Below are 13,400 nucleotides of genomic sequence, written 5' to 3'. Positions count from 1 at the left end.
TCTATCATCCAAAGTATTTGTTTTATAATTATAGGTCACTTTTTTGGTATGTTTATAATCTTTTTCAGGGGACCTGGGTATAATCTGCAAAAGAGCAAAAGCCAGGATTTAATCTTGATTTGTCATATGTGCTATAAGACCAGGTGCAAAATTCAATCCTGACCATAAAACAGCACTCACCCACAGAGTTTTCCATGTGTGGGATCAATTATTTTCACTAAATTTCTATCTGTCGTCCTATTTCAAATACTGATTCTGGCGGAAGATGAAAGTAGTTACTCATGGGAAGGGCATTGCGATGCATAAAAACGAAGAGAATTTTAATGTATTTTGACAGAGTATGACGGACATTGCGGACAAATATTGTTTCATGACCGATATAATAGGTTATGTCTTTGATATTGATGTCATAGCCTTGAGCCTCTAATTTCTTTAATAATTTTGGAATATGAGGTTGTTCCATAAAGCCATAATTTGCTACGGCATGCCAGATGCCTGTTCCTGTTTCTACAATTTGTAATCGATCACCAGGTTTACACCGGGGAATGGACAAGTTGTTAATTTTTAAAATAATCACCTTATCCTGCAACACATGATTTTTCTTGACATGCCAAACCAGGATTGGAGGAATATCCTGCTCTTTGGATGTAAGAAAAACAGCAGTTTTAGGCACACGGACTACCCTCTCTTTTTGAATACTGTCCAGAAAGGAAGCGACTGTTATATTTTTTTCTTTTTGCTTGATTGCGATGGTTTGATAGCCTTTATGCCAAATATACATCATGGAATAGATTATGATTGCCAATGTGATTGGTATATATCCGCCATTGATGAATTTCGTGAGATTAGCCGCAAAAAAAGAGGCATCGACAATCATGAATAATCCAGCAACAAGCCCTGATGTGATAATATCCCATTTCCATAGTTTATGCAGAGCAATAAATAAAAGCAGAGTGGTGCAAAGCATAGTAGCTGAAACAGCAATGCCATAGGCAGCGGCTAATTTTTCAGAACTGCCAAATCCAATAGTAAGCCCAAGGGTAGCCAGCATTAAAAGCCAGTTAACGACTCCTATATAAATTTGCCCATAACCTTCTGAAGACGTTTGCGTGACTCGTAATCTGGGCAGCCAACCCAGTTGCATTGCTTGTCTTGTCATGGAAAATGCTCCGGTAATAATGGCTTGGCTGGCAATAATTGTTGCGACGGTGGACAGAATTATTAACGGTAATAAAAAATCACCCGGGCACAGCATATAAAAAATATTATGCTCCGTGGATGCTCCTTCCAAAACCAAAGCGGCTTGTCCCAGATAGTTAAAGATAAGGCTTGGAAAAGCCAGACCAAACCAGGCGCAGCGAATTGGGGCGGTACCAAAATGTCCCAGGTCGGCGTATAAAGCCTCTGCACCAGTGACGCAAAGAAAGACCCCACATAGAATAAAAAATCCTGTGGCGCCATTTGAAAATAAAAAACTTAGGCCATAGATGGGATTAATCGCCGCTAATACAGAAGGGTGTTGGATAACTCCTCTTGCCCCTAAAATACCAATGGTTAAAAACCAAAATGCCATCACTGGGCCAAAGGCCTTTCCAATAGTTGCGGTACCTTTAGATTGAATCGCAAAAAGTGTTATCAGAATTGTTATCGCAATAGGCAAAACATAATACTTAAGTGATGGGGAAAGGATTTCAAGTCCCTCTACAGCAGAGAGCACCGATATGGCTGGGGTAATTGTGCCATCTCCATAGATAAGAGCAGCCCCCATAAGTCCAACTGCGATAATGAAAGGCCTTTGCTTCAGTTTTAAACTCAAAAGGGACATTAGCGCGAGAATCCCTCCCTCACCATCGTTGTCAATCCGTAAAGCAAAGTGGATGTATTTAACAGATGCGATGATTATCAGAGTCCATATAATCAATGATACCGAACCCATAATGGTGTTTACGGCTGGAGTTCCCCCTCCAGCCAGCAATATCACCGTCTTAAAAGTATAAAGAGGGCTCGTTCCAATATCTCCGTAAACTATGCCCAAGGCTGATAGGCTTAGTGCTCGCAATGTGGGATTGGAGTCGTTATGCGTTTCAATGTTTCTTGTTGAGGGCATTGAGTTGGCTCTCTCATTAAATTTATCTTTGCTCAAAAGGAGGGGTTATCCTCCAATAAGTGCCACTTTAATCTTAGATAAATTAATCTAATTCTTTGAATTTGCAATAGAAAATAGATTAAATTACTGATCCATCTTTAATTATTTTCATCAATAAAGGATGTCGCAATGTTTTCTGACAAGGCCTTTTCACAAAAAAGTTCAAAAGTAAATTAATTTTTTGTTCATCCATTATAGACTTTGGGTAAATGGCATAAAGATTGATATCTGGTGAAGATTTATGGGGTAGTACCTGAATTAATGCTTCATTTTTTATTTCTTCATAAACTGAAAAATAAGGAGCCAATAGAAGTCCTAGGCCTGCAACCGCAGCTTGTTTTAAAACACCCGCATTATTGCTTTTAAAATTTCCCGAGACATGAATGATTTTTTTGTTAAAAACCCATTTATTTTGCAGGCCATAGAGAGTGTTAATCAAACAATTATGCTTTGGTAGTTCGTCGATTGTCTGAGGAAGCCCATATTGAGTGATATAATCAGGTGAAGCAAAGACATTTCTCTGGATTGAAAATAATCTTTTGCAAACCAGTTTTGCATGTTTGACATCATCAAATGAAATAGCCAGATCAAAGGTAGAGGAGTAGAGCTCTTTTGTATCCGAACCAACAATAAAATCTATTTCAATCCCGGGATATTTACGCATAAATTGAATACTTAATGAGGTTAAGTAGGGAATTGCCGGAGTAACAGTAAGATAGAGCCTGATTATGCCATTTAATTCGAACTGATCGGGCGTTGCAATGACCTTGACTACCTCTAATTGCTCGAAAAGATCTAAAGCCTTTTCATACAACCTATGGCCTGATTCAGTCACAATTAATCGTGTTGTAGAGCGTATCAACAAGGTAACTTTTAATTCCTCCTCCAGCCAAGTTATTTGTTTGCTTAATTTAGAGGGGGATATATATAATTTTTGTGCGGCCTTTGAAAAACTTTTGCAATCAACGGTTGCAATAAAGCCTTTCAAACAGGATAAAATATTCATCTTGAAATTTTCTTAATTGAACTCTTTTTAAATGGTATAGACCTGGATGACAGTTTTGTAAATCAACAACAATGATTTCCTGACAGAGAAAGCTGATTTGATCTTGAAAACAGCAGCTTAAAATTCATAGCCACATTACCTCATGAGCGATTCCAAAAGGAAATTTTTTTAACGGAGACTAGCTATAACCAGTCTCAGGTTCCAACTACCTATTCAATGCGATGAAAGCATAAAATTTTTATACCTTATTCAAAGAAGGTTGAGAGGCTAAATTCAGTTGCTCTGAATTATCCGCAGATGCGGCATTACCTGAGAAAAATAAATAATCACTCAGTGTACTTTGTTTTGCTTTTTTAGTGAGTCTAAACTGATGTGAATCCTGAAAATAAGAGAGAAGTTTTAACACAAAGTTTAAGTGAGGGTGCTCACCAAGTATACTATTATATAGAGTATCAGGTTCTTTGTATTCTTTCGCGCAACATTGTTGCAATAGTTCACTGGCATGATTTTTATTGATTTCACCCCATTTTTTCATAATAGCATCTCCATTTCGAAAGGAAAAATTATTGGAAAATAGAGGGTTATTAAGAGTTTGTTGGTTTAAGAAGAGATTCGCAACAAGAAACAAGGTGAGCACTCTTGTTTCTTTATAATTGGATGGTTCTGCTGAAAACACACTGGGTATTAACAATTTAAGTGGTACGAATACAGGATCAATATTTGCAATCACAAAACATAAATTCCAGCTATTGTATAAATTCATCCATCGCTCATCGATATGAAACTGAGATACTTTCTTTGGTGAGTTATCAACTTTTAACTCAGGTATCAATGAATAACCTAAATCTGAATGAAGTCTAGTGCCCTGAGGCAAAGTAGTTTCAGCCAATTTAAAAGAAGTGGTGTATTCTTTTTCTTCCATTATACCAATTAATCCCAAGCCAGCTTGTGCATTTAAAATACCACTGGTATTTTTATTATGGCCTGTTGAGTCTTCCCACACGGCTTCTAAAATGTTAACTCCCATAGCAGGTAAAGTGCTCGTTGATGCAACATCAAAATTAGCCAGTTCGACATCAGCATTCCATCCAGATAAACGACTTTGACTTACGAAATCATCGAGATCAGCCTGAGTTTCCGGATTTGTACCCATCAATCGATGAAATATAATGCTTGTCAAACCAGGATCTATGGAAATCAGTTTTAATCTTTCAAATAAGGTGGCACGAGAAGGTATTCCAAATAAAAAATTGTAAAAAGGATTACCTGTAGCGCCTTTTCCTCTTTGCTTCATCATATGGTTATAAATATCATGAGCAAAATCATTACTATTGGCCATAGTGACGGTTATTGCCTCTAAAAGGCATAATAAATTAATTTGGAGCTGTATCGTAAAAGATGCATTTTTGATTTCTGCGTCATCAATTAATTCGTTTTCTTCAATATAGGCAAGCAAAATACATAAAGATTCATTTTTTAAAATATCTGATTTGATCTTGTGAATTAACGGATTCAGATCAATGGCTTTTTTTCTAATTGTTTGGATAAAAAATTTATATTCTTCATTGCCAGTAGTTAGCTTATCAAGCCCAAGAGCTGATAATAATTGCTTCATTATTTGAGGATTTGATTGGGGTACAAGACATCGTTCAATGCGGTTAAGAAAATTTAATGCCATTGTTTTATTTTCCATATTATATTCCTAAATTAAGTCTAAGTGAATGTATTTTGCACGGTTTGATTTTTTTAGAGAATGTATTCATTTGGAAAATAATGGTTTCTAAATTAGAAATAGTAAAACAAATGGCCATGAAATATATTTTTTATCCTTTTGCTCAATTAAACCAAGAAAAACTCGCAGTTGACTAAAATGACCAATGATAATAATAAGTACAACCAAAATTATAAACCCAGAAATCCATTTAATCATTTTGAGCCTTCAAATGAATGATAATGTTGTTTGACTAATATAATTTCCGCATTATCTTTTTTTTAATTAATTCAACCAGAAATAAGTAAGTAAAAGTCGCTGTAACCAAAAAAAGAAAATACAATGGCGGCAAGGGCACAAATCCAAATAATCCAGAAAATGGACTAAATGGTAACCATATTCCCACCATAACTATCAGTAGAACAGTAGCTGTTAAAGGGAGACTTGGCATACTTTGCCAAGGTTTTTTGGCCGTGCGAATAATAAAAATAACTAAAGTTTGTGTTGCCAAAGATTCGACAAACCAACCTGTTTGGAACAAAGCTTCATTAGCAGAAAATATTTTTAACATGACAAAAAATGTTAAAAAATCAAATACAGAGCTAATAGGCCCAACGTAGAACATAAATTGGCGAATTATATTAATATCTAATCTCTTATATTGATGTATCGAGCTTGGATCTACATGATCAGTGGGTATCGTTATTTGTGAGATGTCATAAAGTAAATTGTTTAATAGGATTTGTCTGGGTAGCATAGGTAAAAAAGGTAAAAACAGGACTGCAACTGCCATACTAATCATATTGCCAAAATTTGAGCTTGTACCCATCATGAGATATTTCATGACGTTTCTAAACGACTTACGACCTTCGATGATTCCGTTTAATAATACTTTTAGATGATGTTCCAGCAAAACAATATCTGCTGCTTCACGAGCAATATCAACAGCAGAAGCAACTGAAATTCCCACATCAGCGTGATGTAAAGATGGTACATCATTTATCCCATCTCCAAGATATCCCACGACATGCCCTCTTTTTTTTAAAGCAGAGATTATCCTCTGTTTTTGCATAGGGTTTATACGAGCATAAATATCAATTCCTTCTGCTAGTGAGGGAAGTGCGTCATCCGAAATTTTTGAAATTTCTTCCCCTGTCAAAATACGGCTTGTATCCATACCAACTGTTTGACAGATGTGTTGAGTAACTATTAAATTATCACCAGATAAGATTTTTATATTGATTCCTTCCTGACGCAGGTCTTTAATTACTTTTGGGATATCTTCAAGTAGGGGATCAGTAAAGGCTAAAAAACCCGCAAAGATCATTTCTTTTTCATCACTTTGAGTATATTTAAGTTGTCGATCCATTAGTTTGTAGGCAATAGCTAAGACTCGATAACCTTCGCTGCTTAACGATTGGAAAAGCAATTCACATTGTTTTTGTTCTTTTTCGGTAAACAGTTCTCTTTCGCCTGCAAAATCATAATAGGAGCATACGCTCATAATGTTTTCAGGTGCGCCTTTGCAAATGAACAGGTGATTCTCATTTTTGCTAACAATGACACTTGAACGTCTGCGCTCAAAATCAAAAGGAATTTCATCTACTTTATGGTATGGTTGAATATCGGGATGATCATGTTTTAAGATTGCTAAATCTAATGGATTTAATCTTGCTTTTTTTAATACTGCAATATTAAAGGGACTCTTAATTTCTGTTATGTATAAGCTGTTTAAGTAGGCTAATAACATTACAAATTCCGATTGCTTTCCTGAAAAATCCAGGTATTTTGTTAAATTCATTTCTCCGCTTGTCAGGGTGCCTGTTTTATCACTACATAAAATATCAATGCTCCCGAAGTTTTGGACCGCTGATAAATTTTTGATAATTACCTTTTTCTTTGACATGCGAACGGCACCAGAGGCTAAGGTCACTGTCGTGATCATGGGAAGTAATTCAGGAGTAAGACCTACGGCTAGCGCTACAGCAAACAACAAGGAATCAAGCAATGGTCTGTGCATGTATATGTTGATTGAAAATACAAAGATTACTAACAGAAATACCATTTTCATGATAAAAGTGCTGAACCGCATCATACCTTGTTCAAATTCTGTATGTGGTGGTTTCTTCTTTAAGCTTTCTGCGATGTGACCAAATAAACTATTACTTCCTGTATTAATTGCTAGTGCTGTTGCGCTACCCCCAATAACAGATGAGCCTGAAAAAACGATGTTGAGTGCATCAAGAGGATTTTTAGGTTTGGTCTTTAGAGGGATTGCTTCCTTTTCAACTGGCATTGATTCCCCGGTAAGTGCAGCTTGGTGAATATGAAGGTCTTTTGATTTTAATAGTATTGAGTCTGCAGGCACCATATCACCAGCGGATAATCGAAATAAATCACCAGGAACTAATTCTTTTGCAGGTATCTCCAGCCATTGATTTTCACGTAAGACTGTTACTGTAGTTGCTATTTTCTTTTGTAACATTTTAATTGCAACAAGAGCGCGATGACTTTGAAAATAATCCAGGCCAATGCTAATGATGATGATGCTAATTATTATCGCTGCATTAACTACATTTCCCGTAAATGCTGAAATTAAAGCAGCAAAAAATAAGATGGCAACTAAAGGATTAATTGAGTGCGAGATTGCTTCAAGGATAATCAGATGATAGGGTTTTCTTAGAATTTCATTCGTACCATATTGAGTTAACCGTTTTTGCGCTTGGAAATTGTTTAGTCCTTCCAATGAACTATTTAACTCGTTTAAAAGTAGGTTCTGGTCATAAGTTGATAAGTCATTTAAGTCTAAGTTGATTTTCATTTACTTTTTTCCATTAGTCTTAAAAGTAAAAAATAAAAAGCAGAGAATTGATCAAGAAAGTCTAAATACAATTATAGGAAACAAAATTAAATTGATGTTTGGGAAAGAAGAGACATCATATCAGTTAATCAAAAATTTAATCGCTTGCATCGTTGTTCTAGCAATTGGAGATATTTTTCCTGCATCTGTTGAGATAAAAAACTGAAGCCAACCAGCTTTCGCCATTCAGTTATTATTTGATGGAACTCTTGTACGATCCCATCTATGACCTTCTGATTTAATCCTAATTTTTCAACGGCAAAGTATTTAAGAAAATCATTCGTTATCAAATTATTTTTTTTCCCCTTTAAGGGTAAAGCGATTTCTTCTTTTGTATTTTTTTGAGCAATAGTGTTAAGTAAATCATAGGCTGGCGATATGGAAATTTTTCTATCTCTGGTAATTAGGGAAAAATTTTTTAAGTGCATGTCTTCATTGCCGACCAGGAAGTTAAACAATGTCAACTTAAATAATTTCACGAATTCAATTTTGGGGAATGTACAAAACTGTTCTATGATTGCAAGCACGTTTTCCATAGAACTTTTATATTTTGTATGCCGATCTTCACCCGATAGCTGTGCAAAATCTTCTAAAGCTAATTTTTTATTATGGCCTATTCTATCAAACCGTTTAATGAAGTAAGTCAAACTGTTATCTTTAGAGTACACTAAACCATTCAAGGCCAATGGTCTTTGCAAGGGTCATGGTAATGGCTTCGTTTTCCGGCAATTCTGGATAAATATCACTTTGTGGTTTTAAAATATAGTCACCATTTTGATCCACGATTTCAAAACATCCCTCTTTAATCTTTAGTTTTGTGCTTAGTTTCTTTTGGACACCTTGAATAGACATCTTTCCTACTCGAGCAATTGCTTCCTGACGCTGCTCATCAGCACTTAAATCTAATGGGCTCAGGTTTTTTAATTGAGGAGAAAGCAAGCGCAATCCACGTTGTGAATAGTTTTCTTGGTCACTGATTTTTTCATATGTAATGGGGCAGCGTTTCATCTTATTTCCTCAATAGTCACTGCGCCTACGACATCTTGGCCAACTATTATCAATTGGCCAAAATAATCATTTTTATCGATTTTATATTTGCGTAATAGTGCTTCAAGCATAATGCCTTCAGGAAGTAACCCTTCAAAAAAAAGGGGGAAATACATCAAAATCATAGACCTTATTGGTTAACGGCATTGTGAGAGAAACAGGTGCCCCGTGATAATTATCAAAGTAACTGAATTGATATTTTCCACTTTGTAATTCTTCTAATATTCCAGCCTTGATGCCATTCACTGATACGTATGCTTTTCTCATGAATTATTATCCGTTGTTTGAGGAAAAGGCGTTTCAAATTTCATTTGGATATTCAAAACATCTAATACTTTTAGCAAGGTGTTCAACCGCACCGATTCTTTCCCTTTTTCAATATCATATATAACTGTCTTGCCAACACCTGCTAAGTGGGCTAACTCTTGTTGTGATAAGCCGCTTTTTTTACGGTAGTAATGGATTAAATTGGCAATCTCGTGTGTGGGCATGGAACACCAAAAATTAATTATATATTACTGTTATAGCAGTAAAAATGATTAAAATAAATTTATTATTGCATTTTTTTGCATTAATTCGCCATAAATTACTGTTATGGCGGTAAATTTACTCGACTTTCTAATTTTCAGCGTATTTATTTATGTTAAATTCATAAAATTACTGTTACCGCGGTAAATTTTTGGAGGATAACAAAAAAGTCATTGGCCTAGCCCTGTCCCTACCCTCAATTTCCCTGTTTAGTGCACTGGGAACACATTTATAATGTTGGTTTCATGGTGCATTTTATCGCCATTTAGTTTTTATTATTTGCGATTTGCTAGTAATACCAGTCCTGATTCATGGTCTATTAAAAGAGACTTTTCTGTGATTATCTAAAATATATGTGTTTTATATCAATCTATAGCTAGTTCGTAGAGTGGGTTTTAACTGATTATTTTAGATAAGATTTCTTAGCTATACTGAGAATCATTTCCCGTAACCAACGATGACCAGGATCAGCATCATCTTTTTGGTGCCAATATTGATAGCAATTAAAACTGTCAACCTCAAAGGGTACAGAGGCAATACTTAATGGTATCAAATGGGAAAGTTTTTCAGCTACTTTTCGAATACTTAATGTAAGATAATGAGAGTCAGTAAGAACCAATAAAGGCATGATCCCCTGTCCTAAGCTAATAGAAACTCGTTTGTCATGACCCAGTTGACGTAAATAGCGATCGAAATAATTGTAAAAAGGAGTTTCTCTTAATGAAAATTGAATTAATGGGTACTTAAATAGTTCTTCAATGCAAATTTTCCCTTTTTGGATTCCTGGGTGGTTGTTTCCCCCAACAATGACGGCTTCATCTTGAAACAATTTTTGTTGCTTTAAGCCTTCTGGGACTCTCTCAAACATACCAATCATTAAATCAATATCACCGGACTCAAACACTTCCACCGTATTTAAATAACTAGGATGTTTTATATTTAGCTTGACTCCTGGAGCCTCTTGTTCCAATCGTTTAATCAAACTTGGAGTCAACAAAATAGACATTAAATCAGTCATGCCAATTGAGAAACTTCTTTCTGAAATCAAGGGGTTAAAGGTCTCTATAGTATTAAATAGTGTTTCAATCAGTGAGAGGGCTTGTCGGGCTTTACCGATCAACGAGTTAGCTAAAGGAGTTAATTGCATAATATTGCCTTGGCCACGTACAAGCAAATCATCATGGAAATGCTCACGCAGTTGCTTCAAATAAATACTCATTGAGGATTGGCTTATACCCATTTTTTTGCTAGCAAGTGTTAGATGACGGCAGGTTAATAGTGCATACAGAGCGCGAAGTAAATTGAGATTAAGTTTATCCATAAAACATCATCCGTATATAGGACCCTAATAGGTTTTAAATGACTCTATTTTTAACGGCTTTTTGTTTGAGGTTAGTTGAGAGCGATACAGTTTGCAAATAAGCCTGGTACTAATCGAACTGATGAAGGATATTAAAAAAGCTCGAAGATTTTGAATCTCGAGCTTTTTCTCTGATTATTCTAATAAAAATTTTAGAGAATGCTGCATTGCTCTGTGAACTTTGGTTTGTAAGTCATCTCTGGTTCCCCATGTAACTTACCCAAAGCGGTTTGGAGATACTCTTCAATTTCAGGTTGATTGCTTATTTCCTCTTTGCATGCGAGCATAAATACCTCTTTAAATTGTTCAAGTTCCTTTCGGGTGACTGATTGTTCGATGTAATCATGAGATCTTATTCTTAATGCTCGAATCTGTGCTGCTTGCTCCACCGTACGAAGTAATTGATGATGCCTCCAAGTTCCAACTAAAGTATGTGGTAATATCACCATATCAAGACTGTTTCCTCGATTTATAGAGAAATGTTCAATTCCTTCGGGTGATTCAGCATAAATTGATAAGTCACCACCTTCTCTATAAATTCCTATCATACAGACTTCATCAGTGATTAAATGCTCATGATTGATGATCGAACGTTTACTGCTTAATTTTTCTGTTCTGCTACGCATGGATAACTCCTATTTTACAATTATTTAATAAATTCATCGCTTCAATATGAATAATTTTTGATCTTATTGAATTGATAAGTGTCATTTTATCGATGAATAATTAGCGTATTCTTAAAATTCTTAATGAAATTTTAATAATGAGTATTAAAATTCTGGAGGATGAATGGTGATGTAGATGATCAACTTATTAGATGAACATCAAAATCTAGAGTATATTAAAAAATTAATTAGTTTTGTAACGCTTAACCTTAACGTTCGACCTGGTAAGTATCTTAAGAAAACAGTCGATCTTTTTCCCATGCCTGGTCTATTAACTCTACGCCATGAATCGAAAGAACAAGTTGAAAGTGATTATAATTGAGTTAGGAAATTGGAGCAAAAAGGATTATTCGTTCTGGCTGCTAGCCAGAATCTAAAACCACTAAAATTTAATAAGCGTAAGGTAATATGCAAATAATTAAATCATCATTATTTAACGGCGATTTTCCATGGCAAGCATTAGATATTGCTCAAATATCTGATGCGAGCATTAGACTTCATTGGGCAGATCAACCATATATTTGGCATAAGAATGATGGGGATGAGGTTTTTGTTGTGCTGTCTGGAAAAGTGATTATGCACTACCGTGAGGGTGGTGTAGAAAATCAAAAAGAATTAAATAGTGGAGACATATGTTATTTGAAAGAAGGATGTGAGCATGTAGCTTATCCAAAAGGGGCTGCAAGAATACTTGTCATAGAGAAAATTGGTAGTATTTAAAATTGATTTATGTTTTCAGGTAATCTCCAAAAAAGGATATTTATTGATGAGTGACTCTGCAGGCAAGTTAAAAACTCCTAAATTTAAAAAATTAAAAGGCAAGCCAGGGGAATATTTCAAAGAGTTTTCTGCACTGCCGATTATGTTCAGATGCTTTGAAACACAAAACGTTGGTTAAGGTATTACCTGATTGGCTTAATGTGGATAATGAGTATTATATGGTATGTCACAAAGAAAAAAGCGTTCTTTATATACATCAATTGTTTAAAGATTTTATATTGCAATCTGATTTAAACAAAATGATTTCAAATTAGGCGCGAATAGACCCAAAAATCAAGAAATACATCTTGCCTATGTCTGATTTTGTCTATGTGTTAATGGAACGCAGAAGCCGAAATAAAACCAGTGAATTTGTATTCCAGGCTGAAAGTAAAACCGGCTATATCTATGAACCTAAAAAAGAGGTGAATAGGGCGGTGGAGTCGTCTGGCGTAACATATACCTTGCGGTTTCATATGATGGATGTTTTTTTCGTACTGGTATTTTTGTTCAGCTTGTTATCTAGTAATGCATATAGCGAAAAAGTGCATAGTATTTCTCTATTAACTTATCCTGTTGAAGCAATATACGTCATCAATAATCCAAGAACCGGTGAAATGGTCATTGGCTCAGATTATCATGGGGCTTGCAACTTATGTGGAATCGATTCCCCAGGGGTAGAATTAGCGTATAAAGCTCCCAGGAATGTTCTAAACGATGGAACTGATTATTCAAATGGGGCATGTTTTGGGGATGGGGTTGATTTGAAGGTAAATGGAGAAAATGCTTATAGATATAAAGCAAGATTTAAGCTTGCTAATAAAAATCATAATGTTCTTTCTGTAATTGAACCACCACCATTACAAAGAAGAGGAAAAAATAATAAGTATTTTGAATATACTTATATTTCAACATCTGGCATCAATAAAACTATATTTTGGAAGTACACTAAAGAGGCGCTTGAAGCAGGAGAAACGTAATGTATTTAAGGGAAAAATTTGTTGTAATTTTAATTTGTATATTCATAAGCTCTATTGTATTGGCTATGCCCCAGTAGAATTTTTACAATCATGTAAAAACAGTAAGCCAGCCAATGATTCTATAACCATGACCTTACTGGATGGGTTTGGCAGCACTAAAGATAATGAACCAGGTTGTAGAAATCATTTCGATTCTGAAATTAATGGTCAGCTCTATGGAGCGGTAGTGTGTGATGACCAACCTTATTTAATAATTGCAAATAAAAAATAAGTACAGCAACAGCTAAAAACTATTCGATGAATCCAAGTGTTAAACCAGATATCCCAATTCTTCGTTT

13 protein-coding genes and 1 pseudogene are annotated in these 13,400 nt (G+C 35.2%); 4 read left to right on the top strand and 10 right to left on the bottom strand.

Annotated elements, in window-relative coordinates:
- Positions 1–217: 217 nt before the first annotated feature.
- The 10 genes and pseudogenes from LPG_RS12000 to LPG_RS11960 form a co-directional block, all read right to left on the bottom strand.
- A complete protein-coding gene (locus LPG_RS12000; RefSeq protein WP_016357009.1) occupies positions 218–2,107 on the bottom strand; it encodes a potassium transporter Kup in 1,890 nt (629 codons plus the stop codon).
- Between the two features lie 118 nt (positions 2,108–2,225).
- Positions 2,226–3,152, bottom strand: a complete 927-nt coding sequence (locus tag LPG_RS11995) for a LysR family transcriptional regulator (protein ID WP_010948087.1) — start codon at positions 3,150–3,152, stop codon at positions 2,226–2,228.
- Between the two features lie 238 nt (positions 3,153–3,390).
- Positions 3,391–4,845, bottom strand: coding sequence for a lpg2382 family Dot/Icm T4SS effector (locus tag LPG_RS11990; RefSeq protein ID WP_010948086.1), 1,455 nt, complete (start codon positions 4,843–4,845; stop codon positions 3,391–3,393).
- Between the two features lie 271 nt (positions 4,846–5,116).
- A complete protein-coding gene (gene mgtA, locus LPG_RS11985; RefSeq protein WP_010948085.1) occupies positions 5,117–7,684 on the bottom strand; it encodes a magnesium-translocating P-type ATPase in 2,568 nt (855 codons plus the stop codon).
- Between the two features lie 128 nt (positions 7,685–7,812).
- A pseudogene (locus LPG_RS11980) lies at positions 7,813–8,731 on the bottom strand (HipA domain-containing protein).
- On the bottom strand, positions 8,728–8,841 hold the full coding sequence (locus LPG_RS15440; protein WP_072364031.1) for a HipA N-terminal domain-containing protein: 114 nt from the start codon (positions 8,839–8,841) through the stop codon (positions 8,728–8,730). The pseudogene LPG_RS11980 and the gene LPG_RS15440 overlap by 4 nt, the downstream one beginning before the upstream one ends.
- 22 nt (positions 8,842–8,863) lie before the next feature.
- A complete protein-coding gene (locus tag LPG_RS15435; protein WP_010948082.1) occupies positions 8,864–9,037 on the bottom strand; it encodes a HipA N-terminal domain-containing protein in 174 nt (57 codons plus the stop codon).
- Positions 9,034–9,261, bottom strand: a complete 228-nt coding sequence (locus LPG_RS11970) for a helix-turn-helix transcriptional regulator (protein WP_010948081.1) — start codon at positions 9,259–9,261, stop codon at positions 9,034–9,036. Before LPG_RS11970 ends, LPG_RS15435 begins: the two co-directional genes overlap by 4 nt.
- A 440-nt stretch (positions 9,262–9,701) precedes the next feature.
- Positions 9,702–10,619 (bottom strand): LysR family transcriptional regulator, encoded by a 918-nt coding sequence (locus LPG_RS11965; RefSeq protein WP_010948080.1) that lies wholly within the window; start codon positions 10,617–10,619, stop codon positions 9,702–9,704.
- Between the two features lie 191 nt (positions 10,620–10,810).
- Entirely contained in the window at positions 10,811–11,284 is a 474-nt protein-coding gene (locus LPG_RS11960) for a hypothetical protein (RefSeq protein ID WP_010948079.1), read from the bottom strand.
- A gap of 447 nt (positions 11,285–11,731) precedes the next feature.
- Between LPG_RS11960 and LPG_RS11955 the strand changes: the two genes are divergently transcribed.
- The 4 genes from LPG_RS11955 to LPG_RS15385 all read left to right on the top strand — a co-directional run bounded on the left by LPG_RS11955 (position 11,732) and on the right by LPG_RS15385 (position 13,333).
- Complete coding sequence (locus LPG_RS11955; RefSeq protein ID WP_010948078.1) at positions 11,732–12,043, top strand: mannose-6-phosphate isomerase; 312 nt, start codon at positions 11,732–11,734, stop codon at positions 12,041–12,043.
- Positions 12,044–12,089: 46 nt separating this feature from the next.
- Positions 12,090–12,221: a hypothetical protein gene (locus LPG_RS15430; RefSeq protein ID WP_015444112.1), complete on the top strand. Its 132-nt coding sequence runs from the start codon at positions 12,090–12,092 to the stop codon at positions 12,219–12,221.
- A 175-nt stretch (positions 12,222–12,396) separates the two neighbouring features.
- Positions 12,397–13,062 carry a hypothetical protein gene (locus LPG_RS11950; RefSeq protein ID WP_015444114.1) on the top strand — a complete coding sequence of 222 codons (666 nt, stop codon included), beginning with the start codon at positions 12,397–12,399 and terminating at the stop codon, positions 13,060–13,062.
- On the top strand, positions 13,043–13,333 hold the full coding sequence (locus LPG_RS15385) for a hypothetical protein (RefSeq protein WP_223804318.1): 291 nt from the start codon (positions 13,043–13,045) through the stop codon (positions 13,331–13,333). The genes LPG_RS11950 and LPG_RS15385 overlap by 20 nt, the downstream gene beginning before the upstream one ends.
- Positions 13,334–13,400 lie beyond the last annotated feature (67 nt).

The organism is Legionella pneumophila subsp. pneumophila str. Philadelphia 1, assembly GCF_000008485.1.
Lineage (GTDB): Bacteria > Pseudomonadota > Gammaproteobacteria > Legionellales > Legionellaceae > Legionella > Legionella pneumophila.
This window is presented reverse-complemented; position numbering and strand designations above follow the sequence as displayed.